This is a genomic window from Streptomyces sp. NPDC058279, from assembly GCF_042881255.1.
Classification (GTDB): domain Bacteria; phylum Actinomycetota; class Actinomycetes; order Streptomycetales; family Streptomycetaceae; genus Streptomyces.
On record NZ_JBHVYA010000021.1, the window covers coordinates 1 to 22,869 of the forward strand.

General features: G+C 72.9%; 25 protein-coding genes and 1 pseudogene. 16 read left to right on the plus strand and 10 right to left on the minus strand.

All coding sequences use genetic code 11. The features are described from left to right. Positions 1 to 142: 142 nt before the first annotated feature. The 4 genes from ACFVXJ_RS27720 to ACFVXJ_RS27735 are packed head-to-tail and all read left to right on the plus strand — an operon-like array spanning position 143 to position 3,658. Positions 143 to 1,102, plus strand: coding sequence for an ABC transporter ATP-binding protein (locus ACFVXJ_RS27720; RefSeq protein ID WP_389665753.1), 960 nt, complete (start codon positions 143 to 145; stop codon positions 1,100 to 1,102). After that, positions 1,099 to 1,851: an ABC transporter permease gene (locus tag ACFVXJ_RS27725; protein ID WP_389665755.1), complete on the plus strand. Its 753-nt coding sequence runs from the start codon at positions 1,099 to 1,101 to the stop codon at positions 1,849 to 1,851. Before ACFVXJ_RS27720 ends, ACFVXJ_RS27725 begins: the two co-directional genes overlap by 4 nt. Before the next feature lie 44 nt (positions 1,852 to 1,895). Further along, positions 1,896 to 3,044: a sensor histidine kinase gene (locus ACFVXJ_RS27730; protein WP_389665889.1), complete on the plus strand. Its 1,149-nt coding sequence runs from the start codon at positions 1,896 to 1,898 to the stop codon at positions 3,042 to 3,044. Further along, on the plus strand, positions 3,041 to 3,658 hold the full coding sequence (locus tag ACFVXJ_RS27735) for a response regulator transcription factor (RefSeq protein WP_389665757.1): 618 nt from the start codon (positions 3,041 to 3,043) through the stop codon (positions 3,656 to 3,658). The genes ACFVXJ_RS27730 and ACFVXJ_RS27735 overlap by 4 nt, the downstream gene beginning before the upstream one ends. Before the next feature lie 96 nt (positions 3,659 to 3,754). On the opposite strand, the gene ACFVXJ_RS27740 is transcribed toward ACFVXJ_RS27735, so the two are convergent. Both ACFVXJ_RS27740 and ACFVXJ_RS27745 read right to left on the minus strand, forming a co-directional pair. Beyond that, on the minus strand, positions 3,755 to 4,546 hold the full coding sequence (locus ACFVXJ_RS27740; protein ID WP_389665759.1) for a transglutaminase-like domain-containing protein: 792 nt from the start codon (positions 4,544 to 4,546) through the stop codon (positions 3,755 to 3,757). Continuing rightward, entirely contained in the window at positions 4,543 to 5,526 is a 984-nt protein-coding gene (locus ACFVXJ_RS27745; protein WP_389665761.1) for a GNAT family N-acetyltransferase, read from the minus strand. Before ACFVXJ_RS27745 ends, ACFVXJ_RS27740 begins: the two co-directional genes overlap by 4 nt. Positions 5,527 to 5,643: 117 nt before the next feature. Here ACFVXJ_RS27745 and fdxA point away from each other — a divergent pair, with 117 nt between their 5' ends. After that, positions 5,644 to 5,970, plus strand: a complete 327-nt coding sequence (gene fdxA, locus ACFVXJ_RS27750) for a ferredoxin (protein WP_356739959.1) — start codon at positions 5,644 to 5,646, stop codon at positions 5,968 to 5,970. A 178-nt stretch (positions 5,971 to 6,148) separates the two neighbouring features. Further along, positions 6,149 to 7,246 carry a succinyldiaminopimelate transaminase gene (dapC, locus tag ACFVXJ_RS27755; protein ID WP_389665890.1) on the plus strand — a complete coding sequence of 366 codons (1,098 nt, stop codon included), beginning with the start codon at positions 6,149 to 6,151 and terminating at the stop codon, positions 7,244 to 7,246. Positions 7,247 to 7,343: 97 nt separating this feature from the next. Here dapC and ACFVXJ_RS27760 read toward each other — a convergent pair whose 3' ends face one another. Both ACFVXJ_RS27760 and ACFVXJ_RS27765 read right to left on the minus strand, forming a co-directional pair. Then, positions 7,344 to 7,712, minus strand: coding sequence for an ATP-binding protein (locus ACFVXJ_RS27760; RefSeq protein ID WP_389665763.1), 369 nt, complete (start codon positions 7,710 to 7,712; stop codon positions 7,344 to 7,346). A 252-nt stretch (positions 7,713 to 7,964) separates the two neighbouring features. Next, positions 7,965 to 8,924 (minus strand): hypothetical protein, encoded by a 960-nt coding sequence (locus ACFVXJ_RS27765; protein ID WP_389665765.1) that lies wholly within the window; start codon positions 8,922 to 8,924, stop codon positions 7,965 to 7,967. A 98-nt stretch (positions 8,925 to 9,022) separates the two neighbouring features. Here ACFVXJ_RS27765 and dapE point away from each other — a divergent pair, with 98 nt between their 5' ends. Together dapE and ACFVXJ_RS27775 are read left to right on the plus strand one after the other, a co-directional pair. Continuing rightward, positions 9,023 to 10,102, plus strand: coding sequence for a succinyl-diaminopimelate desuccinylase (dapE, locus tag ACFVXJ_RS27770; protein ID WP_389665767.1), 1,080 nt, complete (start codon positions 9,023 to 9,025; stop codon positions 10,100 to 10,102). Between the two features lie 64 nt (positions 10,103 to 10,166). Further along, positions 10,167 to 10,991 carry a TIGR00730 family Rossman fold protein gene (locus tag ACFVXJ_RS27775; protein ID WP_389665769.1) on the plus strand — a complete coding sequence of 275 codons (825 nt, stop codon included), beginning with the start codon at positions 10,167 to 10,169 and terminating at the stop codon, positions 10,989 to 10,991. 41 nt (positions 10,992 to 11,032) lie between these two features. Here ACFVXJ_RS27775 and folP read toward each other — a convergent pair whose 3' ends face one another. Next, a complete protein-coding gene (folP, locus tag ACFVXJ_RS27780; protein ID WP_389665771.1) occupies positions 11,033 to 11,893 on the minus strand; it encodes a dihydropteroate synthase in 861 nt (286 codons plus the stop codon). A 76-nt stretch (positions 11,894 to 11,969) separates the two neighbouring features. On the opposite strand from folP, the pseudogene ACFVXJ_RS27785 reads away from it, so the two are divergent. Continuing rightward, positions 11,970 to 12,260, plus strand: a pseudogene (locus tag ACFVXJ_RS27785) (DivIVA domain-containing protein); the annotation flags it as partial. A gap of 32 nt (positions 12,261 to 12,292) precedes the next feature. After that, positions 12,293 to 12,874 carry a DNA-3-methyladenine glycosylase I gene (locus ACFVXJ_RS27790; RefSeq protein ID WP_389665773.1) on the plus strand — a complete coding sequence of 194 codons (582 nt, stop codon included), beginning with the start codon at positions 12,293 to 12,295 and terminating at the stop codon, positions 12,872 to 12,874. An 86-nt stretch (positions 12,875 to 12,960) separates the two neighbouring features. Here ACFVXJ_RS27790 and ACFVXJ_RS27795 read toward each other — a convergent pair whose 3' ends face one another. Then, positions 12,961 to 13,764 (minus strand): enoyl-CoA hydratase/isomerase family protein, encoded by an 804-nt coding sequence (locus ACFVXJ_RS27795; protein WP_389665775.1) that lies wholly within the window; start codon positions 13,762 to 13,764, stop codon positions 12,961 to 12,963. Between the two features lie 331 nt (positions 13,765 to 14,095). Here ACFVXJ_RS27795 and ACFVXJ_RS27800 point away from each other — a divergent pair, with 331 nt between their 5' ends. Continuing rightward, the gene (locus ACFVXJ_RS27800; protein WP_003966491.1) at positions 14,096 to 14,263 is read left to right on the plus strand and encodes a DUF3117 domain-containing protein; all 168 of its coding nucleotides are present in this window, start codon (positions 14,096 to 14,098) and stop codon (positions 14,261 to 14,263) included. 102 nt (positions 14,264 to 14,365) lie between these two features. Here the strand turns inward: ACFVXJ_RS27800 and ACFVXJ_RS27805 are convergent, their stop codons facing one another. After that, positions 14,366 to 15,028: a class I SAM-dependent methyltransferase gene (locus ACFVXJ_RS27805; RefSeq protein ID WP_329198019.1), complete on the minus strand. Its 663-nt coding sequence runs from the start codon at positions 15,026 to 15,028 to the stop codon at positions 14,366 to 14,368. Between the two features lie 188 nt (positions 15,029 to 15,216). Here ACFVXJ_RS27805 and sigE point away from each other — a divergent pair, with 188 nt between their 5' ends. The 5 genes from sigE (at position 15,217) to ACFVXJ_RS27830 (ending at position 19,451) form a co-directional block, all read left to right on the plus strand. Beyond that, on the plus strand, positions 15,217 to 15,996 hold the full coding sequence (gene sigE / locus ACFVXJ_RS27810; protein ID WP_389665777.1) for an RNA polymerase sigma factor SigE: 780 nt from the start codon (positions 15,217 to 15,219) through the stop codon (positions 15,994 to 15,996). Further along, positions 15,993 to 16,631: an anti-sigma factor family protein gene (locus ACFVXJ_RS27815; RefSeq protein ID WP_389665778.1), complete on the plus strand. Its 639-nt coding sequence runs from the start codon at positions 15,993 to 15,995 to the stop codon at positions 16,629 to 16,631. Before sigE ends, ACFVXJ_RS27815 begins: the two co-directional genes overlap by 4 nt. Before the next feature lie 148 nt (positions 16,632 to 16,779). Further along, positions 16,780 to 17,988 carry a S1C family serine protease gene (locus tag ACFVXJ_RS27820; protein WP_389665780.1) on the plus strand — a complete coding sequence of 403 codons (1,209 nt, stop codon included), beginning with the start codon at positions 16,780 to 16,782 and terminating at the stop codon, positions 17,986 to 17,988. A 139-nt stretch (positions 17,989 to 18,127) separates the two neighbouring features. Then, on the plus strand, positions 18,128 to 18,577 hold the full coding sequence (locus ACFVXJ_RS27825; protein ID WP_389665781.1) for a sec-independent translocase: 450 nt from the start codon (positions 18,128 to 18,130) through the stop codon (positions 18,575 to 18,577). Positions 18,578 to 18,713: 136 nt separating this feature from the next. After that, positions 18,714 to 19,451, plus strand: a complete 738-nt coding sequence (locus ACFVXJ_RS27830; protein WP_389665783.1) for a hypothetical protein — start codon at positions 18,714 to 18,716, stop codon at positions 19,449 to 19,451. Positions 19,452 to 19,525: 74 nt separating this feature from the next. Here the strand turns inward: ACFVXJ_RS27830 and ACFVXJ_RS27835 are convergent, their stop codons facing one another. The 3 genes from ACFVXJ_RS27835 to ACFVXJ_RS27845 all read right to left on the minus strand — a co-directional run bounded on the left by ACFVXJ_RS27835 (position 19,526) and on the right by ACFVXJ_RS27845 (position 22,700). Then, positions 19,526 to 20,641 (minus strand): Mrp/NBP35 family ATP-binding protein, encoded by a 1,116-nt coding sequence (locus ACFVXJ_RS27835; protein ID WP_190183625.1) that lies wholly within the window; start codon positions 20,639 to 20,641, stop codon positions 19,526 to 19,528. An 87-nt stretch (positions 20,642 to 20,728) separates the two neighbouring features. Continuing rightward, positions 20,729 to 21,289, minus strand: a complete 561-nt coding sequence (locus ACFVXJ_RS27840; RefSeq protein ID WP_389665892.1) for a DUF1003 domain-containing protein — start codon at positions 21,287 to 21,289, stop codon at positions 20,729 to 20,731. A 139-nt stretch (positions 21,290 to 21,428) separates the two neighbouring features. Then, positions 21,429 to 22,700 (minus strand): magnesium transporter MgtE N-terminal domain-containing protein, encoded by a 1,272-nt coding sequence (locus tag ACFVXJ_RS27845; RefSeq protein WP_389665784.1) that lies wholly within the window; start codon positions 22,698 to 22,700, stop codon positions 21,429 to 21,431. Positions 22,701 to 22,869: the final 169 nt, after the last annotated feature.

The window sequence follows — 22,869 nt, forward strand, 5'->3', positions numbered from 1 at the left end:
GCCGACCTCCTCGTACGAGGAGGTCGGCCGGGGCTCCGGCCCGTTCCGGCACGCCGTCACCTCCACCGGATGACAACTGTCATGCGGCAGTCACGACGCGCGACACTGACGCGGACCCCCGCCGGCGGGCGAACCTTGGGCCATGAAGACGACGACCGCGACGCAAACAGCCGCCGCCACGGGCTCCGGAGCCGGCACCGGTTCCGTGGTGAGTTTCCAGAACGTGACCAAGAGCTACGGCGCCGTCCGTGCGGTCGACGGGCTCTCCCTCGACCTCCACCCGGGCGAGACCGTCGCACTCCTCGGCCCCAACGGCGCCGGGAAGTCCTCCACCCTCGACCTGCTGCTCGGACTGCGCCCCGCCGACTCCGGATCCGTCCGGCTCTTCGGGACCACGCCCCGCGAGGCGATAGCCGCCGGCCGGGTCGGGGCCATGCTCCAGACCGGTGGGCTGATGGAGGAGGTGACCGTACGCGAGATAGTCGCCCTCACCTGCGCCCTGCACCCCCGCCCGTACCCGGTGGACGAGGTGCTCAGCCGCGCCGGGATCTCCGACATCGCGGGCCGGCTCGTCAACAAGCTCTCCGGCGGCCAGGAACAGCGCGTCCGCTTCGCGCTCGCCACCGCCGGGGACAACGAGCTGATCGTGCTGGACGAACCCACCACCGGCATGGACGTCACCTCCCGCCAGGCGTTCTGGGCCACGATGCGCGAGCAGGCCGCCCGCGGCCGGACCGTCCTCTTCGCCACGCACTACCTGGAGGAGGCGGACGCGATAGCCGACCGGGTCCTGGTCCTGAGCAAGGGCCGGCTGCTCGCCGACGGCACCGCCGCCGAGATCAAGGCGAAGGCCGGGGCCCGCCGCATCGCCTTCGACCTCACGGACGAGGAGGTGGACGAGCAGGCACTGCGCGCCCTCCCGCACCTCACCGCATACGAGCGGCACGGGGACACCGTGAAGCTCCAGTCGCGCGACGCCGACGCGACCGTGCACGCCGTCTACGCCCTGGGGCTCTACCCCCGGAACCTGGAAGTCGCCGGGCTGGGCCTGGAACAGGCTTTCATCGCCCTCACCGAGGCCGAGGAGGCCAACGCATCATGAACACCGGAACGCTCAAGCTCGTCAAGCTCGAAGTCACCCGCGCCCTGCGCAACAAGAAGTACCTGTTCTTCACCGTCCTCTATCCGGCCGCGCTCTTCCTCATGCTCGGCGGCACCCTGAACGGCACGACCAAGGTCATGGGCACCGAACTGACCATGCCGGCCTTCTACATGGTCGCCATGGCCTCCTTCGGCGCCCTGACCGCCGTCCTCATGGGCAACAGCGAGCGAATAGCCAAGGAGCGGGAGTCGGGCTGGGTCCGTCAGCTGCGCCTGACCGCCCTGCCCGGCCGCGGCTACGTCCTGGCCAAGACCGCCAGCGCCGGTGTGCTGTCCCTGCCCGCGATCCTCGTCGTCTTCGCGGTGGCCGCCCTGGTCAAGGGCGTCCGGTTCGACGCCTGGCAGTGGCTCGCCCTGACGGGCTCCATCTGGGCCGGCAGCCTCGTCTTCGCCGCCCTCGGCGTCGCCCTCGGCTACCTGGCCAGTGGGGACACCGTCCGCCCCATCACCATGCTGTTCTACTTCGGCCTCTCCATCCTCGGCGGCCTGTGGATGCCCACCGCCGCCTTCCCGCAGTGGCTGCGCGACATCTGCGAGTGGCTGCCGACCCACGCCTACGCGGGCCTCGGCCAGGCGATAGAACTGGGTGGCGCGCCCCACCTGAAGGACGTGGCGATCCTCGCGGTCTACTTCGTACTGTTCACTGGTGCCGCCGCCTGGCTGTACCGCAAGGACTCTCTGAAGGCGTGACGACGCAAGTGACCAGCCCGACCAAGCCCCTTGACGGCAGACTGATGGGGGTGCCCGGCGGCCCGAGGATCGGCGTGCGGCCGGACACCCGACGCCACAAGATCGTGAAGTCGATGTGGATCAGCCTGTGGCTGTTCTACCTCAGCGCCCCCGTGGTCGACCTGGTCAGCGGCGGACACGGTACGCAGGCCCGGGTGCTCGGCGGCCTCGGCCTCGCGGCCTTCGTCGTCTGGTACCTGGTCCTGGTGTTCCGCACCGCCCGGGACGACCAAGTGCGCTGGTTGCTGATCTCCATCGCGGCGCTCTCCATCCAGGCCACCGTCCTCTCCCTGAGCCTCGGCCGGGAATGGCTGGTCCTGTTCGTCTACGTCTCCATCTCCTCCGGAGCCTCGCTGCCGGGGGAGATCTCCCGTTGGACGGTACCGGCCGCCACCGCGCTGCTGACGGCGACCGCCATGGCGGTGCCCGGCGGCGACGGCTACCTGGCGGGCCTGCTGATCCCGGCCGTGATGGGCGGCTTCGCGATGGTCGCCATCCGCGCGATGATCCGCACGACGATCGAACTGCGCGAGGCCCGGGCGACGGTGGCGCAGCTCGCTGCCAACGAGGAACGCCTGCGGATGGCCCGCGACCTGCACGACCTGCTCGGGCACTCGCTGTCGCTGATCACGCTCAAGAGCGAACTGGCGGGCCGGATGCTGCCGGACCGCCCGGAGCTCGCCGCCCAGCAGGTGGCGGACATCGAACAGGTCAGCCGGCAGGCGCTGGTCGACGTACGGGAAGCGGTGAGCGGCTACCGGCGGCCGACGCTGCCCGGCGAACTGGCCGGCGCGCGCACCGCCCTGACCGCGGCGGGCGTGCTCGCCGACCTCCCCTCGGACGTCCCGGAGGACCTTCCGCAGGAGATCGAGTCGGCGCTGGCCTGGTCGCTGCGCGAGGCCGTGACGAACGCGGTGCGGCACAGCGGCGCCAAGCGCTGCACGGTCACCCTGACCACCCGCCAGACCCTGGCCGGGCACGTCGTCGAGCTGGTCGTCTTCGACGACGGCGCGGGTGGCGCGGCGCCCCACGGCAACGGACTCACCGGTCTGACGGAACGTCTTCACGCGGTGGGCGGCGCCCTGGAGGCGGGCCCGGTGGGCAGGACCGGCTTCCGGCTGCTGGCCCGGGTCCCCCTAGGATCGACCTCATGACGCCACGGCCCATCCGGATCCTCCTCGCCGAGGACCAGTCCATGGTCCGGGAAGCCCTCGCCGCGCTGCTCGGCCTCGAACCGGACATCGAGGTGCTGGCCCAGGTGGCGCGGGGCGACGAGGTACTGACGGCGGCCCGCGCCCACGACGTGAACGTGGCACTGCTCGACATCGAGATGCCGGGCATGACGGGCATCGAGGCGGCCGCGGCGCTGCGGGACGCCCTGCCGGACCTGCGGATCGTCATCCTGACCACCTTCGGCCGCCCCGGCTACCTCCGCGGGGCGATGGAGGCGGGAGCGTCGGCGTTCCTCGTGAAGGACGCCCCGGCCGCGCAGTTGGCGGACGCGGTGCGCAAGGTCCTCACGGGGGAGCGGGTCATCGACCCGACGCTGGCGGCGGCCGCCCTCGCCGAGGGGGCGAACCCGCTGACCGACCGGGAACGCGAGGTACTGCGCGCCGCGGAGTTCGGTGCGACCAACGCCGAACTCGCGGCCCGACTGCACTTGTCCCAGGGCACGGTCCGCAACTACCTCTCGACGGCCATCCAGAAACTGGCCGCCCGCAACCGCGCCGAAGCCGTCCGCGTGGCCCGCGAAAAGGGCTGGCTCTAGGCCCCGGGGCCCGGCGCAGCCGGGGGCGCTCGCGCGGCGGCGGCGCGGACGAATCTTCCCCTGGCCTCCGGCCCCGGGCCCCGCCCGGCGGGTGGGTCAGTTCAGCAGGGCTCGGGCCGAGTGGGCTTCCGCGCGGACGCGGGCCGCCGCCGCCGTGTCCACCGCGTCGACCACCTCCGCGTACGCCTCCAACTCCGCCGCGCCCGTCACGAACTCCCCCCGCTCCACCAGCACCCGCGCCCGCTCGTACCGCAGCGACGCCGGGTGCGAGGGCAGCAGCAGCGACAGGTCCAACGCCCACAGCGCCACCCCCGACTGCTCCGGCCGAGTGGCGGCCCACGCCCGGATGTTGTTCAGGATCCGCAGGACGATGTCCAGCGTGCGGGCCGGCGTGCGCGGCCCGGTCGCCTGTTCCGCCGGGCCCGCCCCGAGCGAGGCGCCCCCCGCGAAGGGGTCCACCACGATCCCCTCCTCCGGGTCCCCGAAGCCCACCACGAAGTGCCCCGGCAGCCCCAGCCCGTACACCGGCGCACCCGCGCGCCGGGCCACCTCCAGCCAGACCACGGACAGCAGGATCGGCAGCCCCCGGCGGCGCCGGAGCACCTCGTGCAGCAGCGAGGAGGAGAGCCGGTCGTAGTCGGCCGGAGTCCCGTGGAAGCCGAGCCGGCCGCCCAGCAGCTCCGTCACCGCCGACGCCCACGCCGCCCCGCCGCGCAGTCCGTACGGCAGCATCCCCGCCAGCCGGTCCAGCTCGATCTGCGCCCGGTCCATGGCGGGCTCGTCCAGCCCCGGATCCGCCTCCATCGCCAGCAGCAGGCACAACAGCGCCAGGTCCGGCCGCTCGGAGCGGGCCTCCGCCGCGAACCGCGCCCGCCGGTCGGGGCTCACACCGCCGCCCGGAAGTGGTGGTAGGCGTGGTGCGTCGCGAAGCCCATCCCGTCGTACAGGGCCCGGGCGCCCGGGTTGTCGGTCTCCACCTGGAGCCACGCCGCCGAGGCGCCCTCTTCCAGGGCCCGCCGGGCCAGGGCCGTCATCACCGCCGTCGCGTGGCCCCGGCGCCGCTCGCCGGGATCGACCTCGACCGCCGCGAACCCGGCCCACCGGCCGTCCACCACCATGCGTCCGATCGCCCGTCCGGGCAGCGTCGCGAACCACACCGAGCCCCCGGCGACCAGCACCTTCCGGGCCACCTCGGCATCCTTGACCCGGCCGTACCGCCCGAGCCACTCCTCGTCGGGCGCCCGGGTCAGCCGGACCTCGGACGCCGCGGCGGCCGCCACGTCCCCGATCGGGGCCAGCGCCGCGATCCGGACCTCCGCCGAGACCTCGTTCGCCCAGCCGCGCCGTTCCAGCTCCGCGCACAGCCGTTCCTGGGTGCCGAGCGCGCCGGTCGCGGCCTGCACGTACGCCGGAAGGCGGCGTCGCGCGTACCAGGAGGTCACTCGCGCGAGTGCTTCGTCCAGGGGTATCCCCGGGTCGCCCAGCGGCAGCGCCGAGTTGGCCCGCCGGGTGAATCCCGCCGCCGCCCGCAAGGTCCACTCGCCCAGCGGCTCGCTCTCCAGCGGCTGCCAGGCCCGCGCGGTGACCCGCGCCAGCTCCTCGAAGGACGCTGTGGGCCCCTTGCGCCGGGCCGGCGCCGGAGGGACGATCTTGCCTGCTACCAGCGTCGATTCCGCGATGTGGACGGACAGCCCGTCCTTGCGTGTGATCGTGAGCACACCCTCGGTCCAGGATGTGAGAACCCCGACCGTGTCCGTGAACGAGGGGCGCCCGCTCGGGTCCGCCTCCACCCGTCGCACAGAAACCCGTTTACCCACGTCAGCGTGGGTAATACGGATCTCCAGCAGTCCACCGGCAGTGATTTCCACAGCTCTGTCCGCCCCTCCTGTTCGGATCGTGCCCGGGAACGGAGATACTAGGCGTGGGCATCGACGACGCCGCGCTCCCGCGCGATATGGAAAGCCCTACCGAGGAGGAACGAGAGCGTGACCTACGTCATCGCGGAGCCTTGTGTCGACGTCAAGGACAAGGCATGCATCGAAGAGTGCCCCGTCGACTGCATCTACGAGGGCCAGCGGTCCTTGTACATCCACCCGGACGAATGCGTCGACTGTGGTGCGTGTGAGCCGGTCTGCCCGGTCGAGGCCATCTTCTACGAGGACGACACCCCGGAGGAGTGGAAGGACTACTACAAGGCGAACGTCGAGTTCTTCGACGATCTCGGTTCGCCCGGTGGCGCCTCCAAGCTGGGTCTGATCGAGCGGGACCACCCCTTTATCGCCGCCCTGCCGCCGATGGGCGAGGGCCACTGACGGCCGTCGCCCCGCCGCAGTGTGCTTCGGTCCCGTACGGCCCCGTGCCGCGCGGGACCGAGCCGTTTCCGCGGCGCCGCCCGCCGGAGCACCCGTAGCGGGCGGTCCGGCGGAAGCGGGACCCGTAGCGAGCAGGACCAGTGAGCGAGCAGTGAGCGAGCAGAGAGCAGAGAGCACCGTGGCCGCAGTATCCGCACGTCTTCCCGCCTTCCCCTGGGACAAGCTGGAGCCGTACAAGGCGACGGCGGCCGCCCACGCCGACGGCATCGTCGACCTGTCGGTCGGCACGCCCGTCGACCCGGTGCCGGAGCTGATCCGCGCCGCCCTCGTCGCCGCCTCCGACTCCCCGGGCTACCCGACGGTGTGGGGGACGGTCGCCCTGCGCGACGCGATCACGGGCTGGCTGCGCGGGCGCCTCGGCGCGAGCGCCGTCGGGCACCGCAACGTCCTGCCGGTGGTCGGCTCCAAGGAGTTGGTGGCCTGGCTGCCGACGCAGCTGGGTCTGGGCGCCGGCGACAAGGTCGCCTACCCCCGGCTCGCCTACCCCACGTACGAGGTCGGCGCCCGGCTGTGCGGCGCCGAGCCGGTGGTCTACGACGACCCGACCGAGCTCGACCCGGCGGGCCTCAAGCTGCTGTGGCTCAATTCCCCCTCCAACCCCACCGGCCGGGTGCTCCCCAAGGAGGAGCTGATCCGGATCGTGGCGTGGGCGCGGGAGCACGGCATCCTCGTCTTCAGCGACGAGTGCTACCTGGAGCTGGGCTGGGAGGCGGAGCCGGTCTCGGTCCTGCACGACGAGGTGTGCGGCGGTTCCTACGAGGGTCTCGTCGCCGTCCACTCGCTGTCCAAGCGGTCCAACCTGGCGGGCTACCGGGCGGCGTTCATCGCCGGCGACCCGGAGGTGCTCGGCGAGCTGCTGGAGATCCGCAAGCACGGCGGCATGATGACCCCGGCGCCGGTGCAGGCCGCCGTCGTCGCCGCCCTGGGCGACGACGCGCACGTGGCGGAGCAGCGCGGGCGGTACGCCGCCCGCCGGGAGGCGCTGCGCGGGGCCCTGGAGGCGCACGGCTTCCGCATCGAACACAGCGAGGCCAGCCTGTACCTGTGGGCCACCCGTGACGAGCCCTGCTGGCAGACGGTCGCCCACCTCGCCGAGCTGGGCATCCTGGTCGCGCCGGGCGACTTCTACGGCGAGGCGGGCGCGAACTTCGTCCGCGTCGCCTTCACCGCCACCGACGAGCGGGTCGCGGCCGCGGTCAAGCGGCTCGGCGCGTAAACGGCTCCACCGACCCGGCAGGCCGGGCCGGTCCGGAACAGCCCGAGGGCCCGGGAGTGCGCACTCCCGGGCCCTCGATCTTTCCCGCGGCGGCGGGTCAGTGGCCGAGACCGCCCAGCGGTCCGGCGTTCAGCGGAAGCTGCGGCGCGGCCGGCAGGCCCGAGGTGGGCAGCTCCGACGTGGGCAGGCCCGAGGTCGGCAGACCCGAGGTCGGCAGACCGGCCAGCAGCGGACCGGCCGCCTCGGTGAGCTGGGCGGGGGCGGCCTTCGCCGCGGTGTCCGTGGCCGTGGCGGCGGTGTCGCCCACGGTGGCGGCGGCTGCGTCCGGGGACGTGAGCGCGCCCAGCTGCGGCACGGACTCCAGGCCCGCGGCGCTGGCCGCGCCGGCCGCACCGACCACGGGAGCTGCCCCGGCTGCGAGGAGCAGCGCGGTACGGGCGATCCGACGGGTCAGGGGGAGGGACATGATGCTCCTAAGCGGTAGCGGCTGAGTACGCCGGTACAACCGCTCCCGGGGCGGGGTAAGTTGCGGACCCGATCGGTAAAGGATCGGTAACGCATCGTTTAATCGGGTTCCGCGACAACCGCACCGGACGGGGGCCGACCAGGCATTCCGTCGCTTCCGCGCCCCGGACGCCCCCGCGCCGGTCACCCCCGGGCGGGGGACGTCCCGCACGCCCGAGCGATATCCGGGTCGGGGGGCGGTTCACAGCCGAAGTCAGCGGTGCACGAAGATCCGTACCTCGTCCGCCTGCGCGGTCGCGTCCCCCGGCGCACCGGACCGTGCGGACGCGGCCCGCTCGCTCCGCCACTCGCCGCCCGCCCCGCCCGCCGTCCAGCCCCGGGAGGCGTACGAGACCCGAGCGATGCCCAGGTCGTGGGAGTGCGCCACCGCCCAGTACGCCACCACCCGCGCGCGCCGGAACGCCGCGTCGGCGGGACCCTGCGGCTGCCCTACCGTGACCTCCGCCTCCGGGGCGGCGGCGCCCTCCTTGGCGGGCGAGGGGCCGGCGGGGGTGTCCACCCGCACCTGCTTGCCGAAGATCCGCACCAGCTCCGCCCGCACCTGGTCAGGCCGGCCGGGCTCGGTGGGCGCCGGCCCCGCGCACGTCACCGAGCCGCCGCCCGCGAAGGCCGCAGTCAGGACGGTCGCGTTCGGCTCGTGCTTGGCGTACGCCTGCGGGAAACCGCTGAGCTGCACCTCCTGCGCGGCCTCGGTCAGCGGCAGCCGCGCCCAGCCCCGGACCTCCAGCAGCCGGTCGTAGAAGATCCCCGCCGCATACACCGGGTCGCGGATCTGCTGCGGCGTGCCCCACCCCTGCGAGGGACGCTGCTGGAACAGCCCGAGCGAGTCCCGGTCGCCGTGGTCGAGGTTGCGCAGCCCCGACTCCTGCATGGCGGTGGCGAGCGCGATGGTGACCGCCCGGTCGGGAACGCCCTTGGCGACGCCGACGGCGGCTATCGTCGCCGCGTTCCCCGCCTGCTCCGGCGACATCCGGTACGGCTCGCCGCCGCTCTGGCCCCCGGGCGCGCCTGCCGTGCAGTGCGGGGCGCCGGCCCCGCCGTTGGACTGGTACTGCACGACGAGGTAACCGCCGAGCGCGAGCAGAACGAGCAGACCGGCGACCTTGAGCAACGGTCGGCGACGGCGCGGGCTGGAGTGATCGGTGGGGGACACGCGGCCCACCGTACTTGAGCTGTGTGACCGGCTCGCCGGACGCGTCCACCCGCCGGACCGGCAGGCCCGCTCCACCGCCCGGGCGTTAGGGTCGGCTCATGTCCGAATCCGAGCTGGACCTCACCCTGGACGCTGCCGAGCTGACCGCCCGGCTCGTCGACATCCCTTCCGTGAGCGGCGACGAGAAGGTCCTCGCCGACCTCGTGGAGCACGCGCTGCGCGGCCTTCCGCACCTGACGGTGGACCGCTTCGGGAACAACGTCGTCGCCCGCACGCACCTCGGCCGCGCCGAGCGCGTCGTGCTCGCCGGTCACCTCGACACGGTCCCGATCGCCGACAACGTGCCCTCCCGCCTGGACGAGAACGACGTCCTGTGGGGGTGCGGCACCACGGACATGAAGTCCGGCGTCGCCGTGCAGTTGCGGATCGCGGCGACCGTGCCCGCGCCCAACCGGGACCTCACCTTCGTCTTCTACGACCAGGAGGAGGTCGCCGCCGACCTCAACGGCCTGGGCAAGGTCGCCGAGGCCCACCCCGACTGGCTGAAGGGCGACTTCGCGGTCCTGCTGGAGCCGTCGAACGCCGAGGTCGAGGGCGGCTGCCAGGGCACCCTGCGCGTGCTGCTCCGCACGGCCGGCGAGCGCGCCCACTCCGCGCGGAGCTGGATGGGCTCCAACGCCATCCACGGCGCCGCCCCGATCCTCGCGCGGCTCGCCGCGTACGAGGCCCGCAGGCCCGTCATCGACGGCCTGGAGTACCACGAGGGCCTCAACGCGGTCCGCATCGAGGGCGGCGTCGCCAACAACGTCATCCCCGACTCGTGCACGGTGACGGTCAACTTCCGCTACGCCCCGGACCGGAGCAAGGACGAGGCGCTGGCGCACGTGAAGGAGGTCTTCGCGGACTGCGACATCGCCGAGTTCGTGGTCGACGACTTCTCCGGCGGCGCCCTGCCGGGCCTGTCCCACCCGGCCGCCGCGGCCTTCATGGAGGCGGTCGGCGGGCGCGCCATGCCCAAGTTCGGCTGGACCGACGTGGCCCGCTTCAGCGCGCTGGGTGTCCCGGCGGTCAACTACGGCCCGGGCGACGCGCTGCTGGCGCACAAGGTCGACGAGCGGGTCGAGACGAAGGCGATCCTGCACTGCGAGGAGCGACTCCGCGCCTGGCTGACCTCCTGAATTCCGCTCCTCGTCACCTTTGTGCGCCTAACCTGATCCAACGATCGGCAGGAGGGAGCACATCATGGGCAACCACCGCAATTCCGAGGGTTTCGCTCGTCGGCCCGAGGAGCAGCAGCTCGGACCGGTGCTGCGCAGGCGGAGCCAGGTGCAGGCGGGCAGTACGACGGACCAGCGGCTGCTGGACTCCGCCGGACCCTCCGAGTGGGTGCACACCGATCCGTGGAGGGTCCTGCGCATCCAGTCGGAGTTCATCGAGGGGTTCGGCACGTTGGCGGAGCTGCCGCCGGCGATCAGCGTGTTCGGTTCGGCCCGCACCCCGGAGGGCTCGCCGGAGTACGAGGCGGGCGTACGGATCGGGCACGCGCTGGTCGACGCCGGCTTCGCCGTCATCACGGGCGGCGGCCCGGGCGCGATGGAGGCGGCCAACAAGGGCGCCCGGGAGGCCAACGGGATCTCGGTCGGGCTGGGCATCGAGCTGCCCTTCGAGCAGGGGCTGAACCAGCATGTCGACCTCGGGCTGAACTTCCGGTACTTCTTCGTCCGCAAGACGATGTTCGTGAAGTACAGCCAGGGTTTCGTGGTGCTGCCCGGCGGCCTCGGCACGCTGGACGAGATGTTCGAGGCCCTGACCCTGGTCCAGACCCGGAAGATCACCCGCTTCCCGATCGTGCTGTTCGGCACGGAGTACTGGGGCGGCCTGATCGACTGGCTCAAGAACACCGTCGTCGCCCAGGGCAAGGCGTCCGAGTACGACCTGTGCCTCTTCCACGTGACGGACGACGTGGAGGAGGCCGTGACGCTGGTCAGCAAGGAGGTCGGCGAGGGCACGAACGAACGCGCCGCCCGCGCCGCGACCGAAGAGGCGGCCCGGGAGGCCGGCGACTAGCCGGCCCGCCCGAGCCGGGGCCGCCTTCGCGGGCGGTCCGGTCAGGCGAGTCCCCGGCGGGCGACCGCCGGGGGCCGGTGGCCCTGGATGGAGGCCACCATGTCGAGCACCTGCCGGGTCTCCGCGACCTCGTGCACGCGGTAGACCTGCGCGCCGAGCCAGGCCGACACGGCCGTCGTGGCCAGCGTGCCGAGCAGACGTTCCTTCACCGGCTTGTCGAGGGTCTCGCCGACGAAGTCCTTGTTGGACAGCGACACCAGCACCGGCCAGCCCGTCGCCGTCATCTCGCCGAGCCGCCGGGTGGCCTCCAGCGAATGCCGGGTGTTCTTGCCGAAGTCGTGGCCCGGGTCGATCATGACGGCGTCGCGGCGCACCCCGAGCGCGACGGCCCGCTCGGCCAGGCCCACCGTGACCCGCAGGACGTCCGCCATCACGTCCTCGTACGCGGTCCGGTGCGGCCGGGTCCGCGGCTCGACCCCGCCCGCGTGCGTGCAGACCAGCCCGGCGCCGTAACGGGCCGCGACCTCGGCCAGCTTGGGGTCGACCCCGCCCCACGCGTCGTTCAGGACGTCCGCGCCGGCCTCGCACACCGCTTCGCCCACCTCGTGCCGCCAGGTGTCCACGCTGATCACCACGTCCGGGTGGCGGCGGCGCACCTCGGCCACGAAGCCGACCGTACGGCGGGCCTCCTCGGCCGCGTCGACGTGTTCGCCGGGGCCCGCCTTGACCCCGCCGATGTCGATGATCGCGGCACCCTCGGCCACCGCCTGCTCGACCCGGTCCAGCGCGGGCTCGTCGTGGAACGTCGCGCCCTGGTCGTAGAAGGAGTCCGGGGTCCGGTTCACGATGGCCATGATCACCGGCTCGTGGGTGTCGAACTCGCGCCTGCCCAGTCGCAGCATCCTGCTCTTTCCTCCTTCGGCGGCCCTCGCGCCTCGCCTGCGACCTTAACCTGGTGGCCGGAGTCTCTCAGGGGAGTTGATCGTGTTCTGGTTCTTGCTGATCGCGCTGGTCGTGGTCGTGGCCGCGGTCACCCTCGCGGTGGTCGGCGGAGGTTCGGAGGCCGTGCTGCCCGAGGCGGAGCCGGACCGGGTGGCCGACGCGCTGCCCGAGACCCGGCCGGTGGTCCGGGCGGACATCGACGCCCTGCGGCTGCCCGTCGCGCCGCGCGGCTACCGGATGGCCGAGGTGGACGACGTACTGGACCGGTTGGCGGCCGAGCTGGCCGAGCGGGACGCGCGCATCGCGGAACTGACCGCCGCGGCCGCCCACGCCCGCGTCGACCTCACCAAAGAGGACCGGTGAGCGGCGCCCCGGCGACGGCCGGACCGGACGGCATCCTGCGCTGCCCGTGGGCGCTCTCGGCGCCGGAGTACATCGCCTACCACGACACGGAGTGGGGCCGCCCGGTCCACGGGGACGACGCCCTGTACGAGCGGCTGTGCCTGGAGGCGTTCCAGTCCGGGCTGTCGTGGATCACGATCCTGCGGCGGCGCGAGGGCTTCCGCAAGGCGTTCGCGGACTTCGCGATCGAGGCGGTCGCGCGGTTCGACGCGAGCGACGCGGAGCGGCTGATGCTGGACCCGGGCATCATCCGCAACCGGCTGAAGATCGAGGCGACATTGGCGAACGCGAAGGTGCTCGCGGGGTGGGAGCCGGGTGAGCTGGACGCGCTGATCTGGTCGTACGCCCCCGACCCGGGCAAGGCCCCGCGGACCCTCGCGGACGTCCCGGCGGTGACGGAGCGGTCCACGGCGCTCGCCAAGGCGCTCAAGAAGGCAGGCATCCGCTTCGTCGGACCGACGACGGCCTATGCCCTGATGCAGGCGTGCGGCCTGGTCGACGACCACCTCGCGGCCTGCGGCTTCCGCCACCGGGACTGACGCCCGGCCGTGCGCGCCCGGCTGATCCCGCCCGGCTGAACCGGCCCGGGGGGCGGCCGCGCCGGCCGCCCCCGCGCGTGGGCCGCTCAGCGGCCCAGGTACTTCGGGGGCTGCTTCGCGAGGAACGCCTCGACCGCGATGCCGTGGTCCGCCGAGGCGCCGGCGCGGGTCTGGAGGACGTCCTCGTGGGCCAGGGCCTCCGCCAGCGAGTGGGACGCCCCGTAGGCGAGTGACTCCTTGATCGCCGCGTAGGCGACTGTCGGGCCCGACGCGAGGGTACGGGCCACCGACGCGGCCTCGGCGGCCAGCGCGTCCGCCGGGACGACACGGTTCGCGATGCCGAGCTCGTACGCCTCCCGCGCCGTGACCGAGCGCGGGAACAGCAGCAGGTCGCTCGCGCGCGAGGCGCCGATCAGCCGCGGGAGGGTCCAGGAGACGCCCGAGTCGGCGGTCAGCGCCACCCCGGCGAAGGAGGTGTTGAAGGAGGCCGTGTCGGCCACGACCCGGAAGTCCGCCGCGAGCGCGAAGCCGAAGCCGGCCCCCGCGGCGACCCCGTTCACGCCCGCCACGACCGGCTTCGGCATCTCCGTCAGCGCCCGCACGATGGGGTTGTAGTGGTCCGCGACCGTGCTCATCGTCAGCGAGGAGCCGCTCTCGCGGTCGGCCGCGAGGTTGCCGATGTGCTCCTTGAGGTCCTGGCCCACGCAGAAGGCCCGGCCGCCGGCCGCCGTGAGCAGGACCGCGCGTACCTCCGTGTCGCCCGCGGCGGCCCGCACGGCGTCGCGCAGGGCGACCTTGGCCTCCGTGTTCATGGCGTTCATCGCGTCGGGCCGGTTGATCGTGATGGTGGCGAGTCCGTCGGTCACTTCGTAGAGCACGCTGTCGGCCATGTCGGGGGTCCCCCTTCGTCGCGGGCTTGGCTACCGGCCGGTACCGGCCGGTGCAAGGGCCAGCATGGCGGACCGGGCGGCCGCCGGGCATGTGATGTGCGTCAAAGAAAGAAGAGGCCTCGCGCCGGGCGCAGCGGCGAAGTATCGCAGGCGGATCCCCGAAATGAGTGGTTTTGGTCAAGCGCGTTGCACAAGCGTTCCCCGCCGATGTTGGTCATCGGGTCCTGACATGCGGGATAATGGCTGGGAAGCAATGTGTTCGATGCCGGGTACTAGGCGCCTGAATGGGGCCGTCGGCGACGATGAGCTGGTTTCAGGAAGGGGAACGAGCATGGCGGCCATGAAGCCGCGGACGGGCGACGGCCCGCTCGAGGTCACCAAGGAGGGGCGAGGCATCGTCATGCGCGTACCGCTCGAGGGCGGCGGTCGACTTGTCGTCGAGCTGACGCCGGACGAGGCGGACGCCCTGGGTGACGCCCTGAAGAAGGTCGTCGGCTGATCCCCCGAGGACGCTGACAGGCACTTCGCCTAAGAAACTCCGCACCGCCCCGGCCGCCCCGCGCGACCGGGGCGGTGTCGTACCTACCGACGGGTGCGGGTCTCAGCGGCGGACCGCGCACAGCAGGCCGTCACCCACGGGGAGCAGCGCGGCCTCCAGGGCCGGGCTCTCGCGCACGCTGCGCAGCAGCTCGCGGACCCGGAGGACCTCCACCGGCTGGGCGGCGGAGTCGACGGTACGACCGTCGGAGAAGACCCCCTCGAAGCACACCAGGCCCCCCGGACGCAGCAGCCGCAACGATTCGGCGAGGTAGTCGAGGGACTCGGTGGGGTCCCCGTCGCAGAAGACGAGGTCGTAGCCGCCGTCGGCGAGCCGCGGCAGCACGTCCAGGGCGCGGCCGGGGATGAACCGGGCCCGGTTGCCCGCGAAGCCGGCGGCGCGGAAGGCCTGACGGGCGAACGCCTGGCGGTCCGGCTCGGGGTCGACGGTGGTCAGTACCCCGTCCGGGCGCATCCCGTACAGGAGGTGGATGCCGGAGACGCCGGTCCCGGTGCCGATCTCGGCGACCGCCTTGGCGTCCGCGGTGGCGGCCAGCAGGCGCAGCGCGGCCCCCGTGCCCGGGGAGACGGAGCGCAGCCCCGCTTCCCTGGACCGGTCGCGGGCCCATCGCAGAGCGTCGTCCTCGGCGACAAACGCGTCGGCGAACGCCCAGCTCGTCTGCCGGTTGCCGCTAATGACCCTCTCCTGTCCCCATAGTTGGCGCAACGGTGACTGTATCCGTTGACGTCGGGAACCCGCAGATGGGACCGGGCGTTGGAAGGGGTGGACGCGGTTCGGATGCGGGATAGAGGGGACGGCGGAGGGCAGATCGGCAATCCGGGGGCCGCGGACCCATAAGACTCGTGCAAAGTTACTGCAAAAATGCTTATCCGGAGCTGACGGGAGGGGTGGCTATGGTAGGGGCTCCACTGGACACCACCAGAGCCGACAGGGGAGGTGCGGCTGCGCCTACGGATCGTGGAGGCGTGTTCCGACGCCTCTTCTGGTCGGCAGGTGAGCCGAAATCCGTGACCGAGACTGCTGACCGCTTCCACACCGCCGACACCGCAACCACCGCGACCTTTGCCGCCGACGCGGGTTCGCAGGCGTGGACGCCTCCCTCCTGGGAGGAGATCGTCAGCACGCACAGCGCGCGGGTGTACCGCCTTGCCTACCGTCTGACGGGCAACCAGCACGACGCCGAAGACCTCACGCAGGAAGTCTTCGTCCGCGTCTTCCGCTCGCTGTCCACCTACACGCCCGGTACGTTCGAGGGCTGGCTGCACCGGATCACCACCAACCTCTTCCTGGACATGGTCCGCCGCAAGCAGCGGATCCGGTTCGACGCGCTGGGCGACGACGCCGCCGAACGGCTGCCCAGTCGCGAGCCGTCCCCCCAACAGGTGCTCCACGACACCCACTTCGACGCGGACGTGCAGCAGGCGCTGGACACCCTCGCGCCCGAGTTCCGTGCCGCCGTCGTCCTCTGCGACATCGAGGGCCTGTCCTACGAGGAGATCGCCGCCACGCTCGGTGTCAAGCTCGGCACCGTGCGCAGCCGCATCCACCGGGGCCGTTCACACCTGCGCAGGGCGCTCAAGCACCGCTCTCCCGAGGCCCGCGCGGAGCAGCGCGCGCTGGCGGGTGCGGCGGTGGGCGCCCCCGGCGCCGGGGGAGAGGGCGGAACCGAGTGACCGGACCCCGACCGTCCCCCGCCGAACAGCACCTGGGCGACCGCCTCGCCGCCCTGGTCGACGGGGAGCTGAGCCACGACGCCCGGGAGCGGGTGCTCGCCCATCTGGCGACCTGCCCCAAGTGCAAGGCCGAAGCCGACGCCCAGCGCCGGCTCAAGACGCTGTTCGTGGAGAGCGCTCCGCCGCCGCTGTCCGCCGGGCTGCTCGCCCGTCTGCAGGGCCTGCCGGGCGGTGATCCGGGCAGCCCGTCCTCCGGATCGCCGGGCGGCGGCGCCCCGACGGCGACCTTCGGGTACGTGGCACCGGCCGCGCCGCGCGAAGCCCTCCGTATCCACGAGGTCGGCCGGGCCCACGAGCCGGGCCGCCCCAGACGCCGGTTCGCGTTCGTCGCGGCCGGTGCGGTCTCGCTCGCCGCGCTCGCCCTGGGCGGCGCCCTGCCGTTGGACTCCGTGGAGCCGGGTGCCTCGCGGGGTGACGCTCCCGCCGCGCGGCCGGGACCGTACGTACCCCTGACCGACGCGGTGGTCCGCGACCGGCTCCCGAGCCCCGGGGTGCTGCCCACCTTCGCGCCCCGCGGGGCGCCGGGGCCCTCCGCGCCGGTCTCGGCCCGCCCCGCCGTGTCCCTGGCGCACTGACCGCGCGTCCGGTGGCCCCGCGCGTCCCGGTGGTCCCGCGCGGGCACGGGCGGGACCACCGGACGCGCGCGGACCTGATTGAATCGGCGCCAGAGGCGCCGCCCGGCGGTGCGACAGCTGTGGAAGTCCGCCAGCCGCGGGGGAGCGCATGTCCGACGATCAGCACACCGAACAACCGGCCCCGGCGCCCGGCTACGACCCCTGGGCCGCCGCCCCGTTGCAGGTCGTCGACGCGGGCGCGGAGCCCCGCCGTGGGCCGCGCATGTGGCAGCTCGTGGCCGTCGGCGTCGTCATCGCCCTGCTCGCCGGGGGCATCGGCGGATACCTCGGCGTCCTCACCGAACGCCGCAGCAGCACCCGCCTCCAGCTCCCGCAGGCCGCCGTCGACCACAAGGACCGTGCCCCCGACAGCGTGGCCGGGATCGCCGCCACCGCCCTGCCCGGCGTCGTCACCCTGCATGTCAGCAGCGGCAGCGGCGGCAGCACCGGCACCGGCTTCGTCCTCGACGGCGAGGGCCACATCCTCACCAACAACCACGTCGTCGCCGACGCCAAGGACATAACGGTCACGTTCAGTACCGGTGAGAGCGTCGCCGCCGATGTGGTGGGCCGCGACGGCGGCTACGACCTCGCCGTGGTCAAGGTCAACGGGGTGCGGGGGCTGCGCCCGCTGGCCCTCGGGAACTCCGAGAACGTACGGGTCGGCGACCCGGTGGTCGCCATCGGCGCGCCGTTCGACCTCTCCAACACCGTCACCGCCGGCATCATCAGCGCCACCGGCCGCCCCATCACCGCGGGCGGCGACAAGGGCGACGGCAGCGACGTCAGCTACGTCGACGCCCTCCAGACCGACGCCCCCATCAACCCGGGCAACTCCGGTGGCCCGCTCCTGGACTCCCGGGCCCGGGTGATCGGCATCAACAGCGCGATCCGGGGCGCCGACAAGGCCCAGGACGGAGACGAGGGCACCCGCCAGAGCGGCAGCATCGGCCTCGGCTTCGCCATCCCCGTGAACCAGGGCAAGCGGGTCGCCGAAGAACTGATCCGCACCGGCCACGCCACCCATCCGGTCATCGGCGTCACCCTCGACATGCAGTACACCGGCGACGGAGCACGGGTCGGCGCCAAGGGCCAGGACGGCAAGCCGTCGGTCCTCGCCGGCGGGCCGGGCGCCCGCGCCGGGATCACGGCGGGCGACGTGATCACGAAGGTGGACGGACAGCGCGTCCACGGCGGCGACGAGCTGATCATCAAGATCCGATCCCACCGCCCCGGCGACGCGCTGACCCTCACGGTGCTGCGCGAGGGCCGGGAGCGCACGCTGGAAGTGGTCCTCGGCTCGGCCGGCGGATCATGAACCCGGGGCGGTCCGGGACGCCCGGGCCGGGGCGCGCGGGGCCGAAAGCGGGATCGGGGGCCTCCTGACGTAGGGCCCCGGACGCGAGGCCGGGTACCGTGGTGCAGGCCGAACGTGGAGAGAGCCGAGGAGCGGCAAGGTGTTCAACGACATAGGCGCACTCGAACTGGTCACGATCGTGGTGCTCGCCATCCTCATCTTCGGCCCCGACAAGCTGCCGAAGGTGATCCAGGACGTCAGCGGGGTCATCCGCAAGATCCGGTCGTTCTCGGACAGCGCGAAGCAGGACATCCGCTCGGAACTGGGCCCCGAGTTCAAGGACTTCGAGTTCGAGGACCTCAACCCCAAGACGTTCATCCGCAAGCACCTGGCGGAGAACGAGGACCTCAGGGAGATCCGGGGCAGCTTCGACCTCCGCAAGGAGCTGAACGAGGTCACCGACGCCGTCAACGGCAGGGAGACGCGCCCCGGCCCGGCCGTGGCCGGCCCCGCCGCCACGCCCGCCGTCGGCACCGGTCCGGACCTGGTGAAGAAGCCCGCCACCGCCGCCCCCGAACAGCGCACACCGTTCGACGCCGACGCCACCTAGGCCACTGCCTGCCCGGCGATCCGGGACCGGATGGCTATCCTCTCCATCTGTCCGGACGCAGGGCACCCGAGGATGGGATCCCCCCGCGCAGCGAGGGGAGGGCCGTTCCGGACCCCACGGAACGAGAGGCGCCCAGATGGAGACGACCAGCAGCCGGGTAGGGGCACAGCCCGCGGAAGCCACCGCCGAGGCCCCCGACGCCGCACCACAGCCGACCCCGGAGCCCGAGCGGCCCCCCGCACCGCCGCAGACCCAGGAGAGCGCCGCGCCCGCCCCGACGGCCCGCCGGGCGATCGACGGCTACCTGCGGGCCGACTTCCCCTGGTACGGGCTGGACGGGGCCTTCACCGGCCCCCGCTGGCTCATGCAGGTGGGCACCGCCGCCGACGGCACCGTCGAGCATGGCGCGACCGGGCACGGCGACGAGCCCTCCGCCCGCGGCGAGATCGCCACCGGCGAGAAGGAACGCTTCGCGGTGGTCATCACCGTGGCCAGCAACCCGCTGCGCCGCAGCGGCGACGGCACGGGCGTCCTGGAGGCCACCTCGGTCGCCTCCGCCGCCTGGCTGGCCGGCTCGGGCCTGCTCGCCTACAGCTGGCCCGGCCAGATGGACCACACCCTGCGCAACGACTGGCTCGACCAGCAGACCGAGGCCGCCTGGGAACTCGCCGACGACCTCGAAGGCGCCGACTGGTCGACGCTCTCGCTGCCGGTCGACGGGGAGCCGACGACCTTCCACTACCGCGAGTCGGAGTTCGGCTGGGTGCTCGCCGGCTCCACCCGGGCGGGCGTGCACCTGGGCGCGTACGGGCGCGGGATGAGCGCGTACGGTCTCGGCTTCTCGGCCATCGCCGACCTCGGCGCGTACGCGTAGCGACGCCGAACGGCCGACCGGAACGACGAAAGGGCACCGCGGGAAGCCCGCGGTGCCCTTCGCCGTATCCGGGCTCAGAACTTGTTGCGCGGCGTGATCCCCAGCGACATGCCCGACAGACCGCGGGCGCGCCCGCCCAGCTTGCCGGCGATCGCGCGCAGCGCCGCGCCCGCCGGGGAGTCCGGGTCGGACAGCACGACGGGCTTGCCGTCGTCGCCGCCCTCGCGCAGCCGCACGTCGATCGGGATCGAGCCCAGCACCGGCACGCTCGCGCCGACCGTCTTGGTCAGGCCGTCGGCCACCTTCTGGCCACCGCCCGAGCCGAACACGTCGACCATCTCGTCGCAGTGCGGGCAGGGCAGGCCGGACATGTTCTCGACGACCCCGACGATCTTCTGGTGGGTCTGCACGGCGATCGAGCCGGCCCGCTCGGCGACCTCGGCAGCGGCCTGCTGCGGCGTGGTCACCACCAGGATCTCGGCGTTCGGCACGAGCTGCGCGACCGAGATCGCGATGTCACCCGTGCCCGGCGGCAGGTCCAGCAGCAGCACGTCCAGGTCGCCCCAGAAGACGTCCGCCAGGAACTGCTGGAGCGCCCGGTGCAGCATCGGACCGCGCCAGACGACCGGCGCGTTGCCCGGGGTGAACATGCCGATGGAGATGACCTTCACGCCGTGCGCCGACGGCGGCATGATCATGTTCTCGACCTGGGTGGGCCGGCCGTCCACGCCGAGCATGCGCGGCACGCTGTGGCCGTAGATGTCCGCGTCCACGACGCCGACCTTGAGGCCGTCCGCGGCCATCGCCGCCGCCAGGTTGACCGTGACGGAGGACTTGCCCACGCCGCCCTTGCCGGACGCGACCGCGTACACACGCGTCAGCGAGCCCGGCTTGGCGAAGGGCACCTCGCGCTCGGCGGTGCCGCCGCGCAGGGTGGCCGCGAGGTCCTTGCGCTGCTCGTCGCTCATCACGTCGAGGGTGACGGCGACGGAGGTGACGCCCGCGACGCGCTCCACGGCCTCGGTGACGTTCTTGGTGATGGTCTCCCGCATGGGGCAGCCCGACACCGTCAGGTAGACCGTGACCGCGACCGCGCCGCCGTCGCCGATCTCCACCGATTTGACCATGCCGAGGTCGGTGATCGGCTTGTGGATCTCGGGGTCGTTCACCGTCGCCAGCGCGTCCAGGATCGCGTCCTGCCCGGGCACGGCGGCGGAGCTTGTGTCGGTAGCCATGACCCGATGGTACGGCTCGGTAGCACGCCCCCGGTAAGCCCGTCAGCGGTCGCCTTCGTCACGTTCGGGCGCGAGCAGCCGCCGCTCGTCCATCTCCTTGATCAGGTCCTGGAACTCCGAGCGGATCCAGTCGCGCGTCGCGACCTCGCCCAGGCCCATCCGCAACGAGGCGATCTCCCGGGTCAGGTACTCCGTGTCGGCGATGGAGCGCTCGTTCTGCTTGCGGTCCTGCTCCAGATTGACCCGGTCCCGGTCGTCCTGCCGGTTCTGCGCGAGCAGGATCAGCGGGGCCGCGTACGAGGCCTGAAGGGACAGCATCAGGGTCAGGAAGATGAAGGGGTACTGGTCGAAGCGCAGGTGGTCCGGCGCGAAGACGTTCCACAGCACCCAGGCGATGATGACGATCGTCATCCAGACGATGAACCGGCCCGTGCCCAGGAACCGCGCGACCCGCTCCGAGAGCCGGCCGAACGCCTCCGGGTCGTACTCGGGCAGCAGCCGCCGGCGCGCCGGCCGCGGCTGGTCCAGCCGGACGCGCGAACGCGTCAGCGCGCTCGCCCCGGAGGGCGCGCCCGCCTTGGCCCGCTCGGCGGAACGTTCCATCCGCTCCTGCCGCAGCCGCTCCGCCGCCTCCAGCCGCTCGGAGAGGCTGTCCCGCGTCTGCTCGCGCCGCTCCCGGCGCCGTTCGCGCGCCGCCTCGCCGCGCGGCCCGTCGCCGCGCTCCGAGCGCCCGCGCCCCCGCTCAGTGGCCACGCACGGCCTCCTCGGAATGGAAGTCCGTCTCCCGCCAGTCGTCCGGCAGCAGGTGGTCGAGCACGTCGTCGACGGTCACCGCGCCCAGCAGCGAGCCGCTCTCGTCGACGACCGGCACCGCGACCATGTTGTACGCGGCCAGGTAGCTCGTCACCACCGGCAGCGAGGCGTCCGGCCGCAGCGGCGGCAGGTCCGTGTCCACGATCGAGCTGACCAGCGTGAACGGCGGATCGCGCAGCAGCCGCTGGAAGTGCACCGTCCCCAGGTACTTGCCCGTCGGTGTCTCGTCCGGCGGCCGGCACACGTACACCTGCGCCGCCAGCGCCGGGGACAGGTCCGACTGGCGGACCCTGGCCAGCGCGTCCGCGACCGTCGCGTCCGGGCGCAGCACGATCGGCTCGGTGGTCATCAGGCCGCCCGCCGTGCGCTCCTCGTACGACAGCAGACGGCGTACGTCGGCCGCGTCGTCCGGCTTCATGAGCGTCAGCAGCCGCTCCTTGTCGTCCTCCGGAAGCTCGGACAGCAGGTCGGCCGCGTCGTCCGGGTCCATCGCCTCCAGGACGTCGGCCGCCCGCTCCTCCTTGAGCTTGCCGAGGATCTCCACCTGCTCGTCCTCGGGCAGCTCCTCCATGACGTCGGCCAGCCGGTCGTCGTCGAGGGCGCTGGCCACCTCGGCGCGCCGCTTCGGCGTCAGGTGGTGCAGTACGTTCGCCACGTCCGCCGGGCGCATCTGCTCGAAGGTGGCCACCAGGTTCTCGGCGCCCTGGCCCTCCTCCTCCAGCGAGAACCCGGTCACCGCCGACCACTCCACGGTCAGGGTCTCGCCGCGCCGGCGCAGCGCGCCGCCCTTGCCCTTGCGGACGAAGATCCGGTCGATCTCCCAGTCCCGGCGGGCCGGCAACTGCTGGATGGCCACGTCCAGGACGGTGACCTCCTCGCCGGTCGACACCAGCTTCACGCGCCGGTCCAGCAGCTCGCCGAGGATCAGCCGCTCGGTAGGGCGCTGCTCGAAGCGCCGCATGTTGACGACGCCGGTGGTGATGACCTGCCCGGACTCCACGCCCGTCACCCGGGTCATCGGCAGGAAGATCCGCCGCCGGCTGACCACCTCGACCACCAGGCCCAGCAGTCGCGGCGGCCGGCCGCCGACGCGCAGCATGGCGACGAGGTCGCGCACCCGGCCCACCTGGTCGCCGTTGGGGTCGAAGACGGGCACACCCGACAGATGCGAGACGAAGATCCGCGGGGCGCCAGCAGCCATCCGAGCGCCTCCTAGAACGTGTACCGACCGTCGATCAACAGTCCTGCCGAGCCTCAGGCTAGCCCGTGGGCCGGGAAGGCGTCCTGGTGGGGCCGTCGCACGGCGTCCGTACGGGGCCGGCCGGGCGGCCGGCGCACCGGTCGCGGGCCGCGCGGAGCGGGCGGGTACG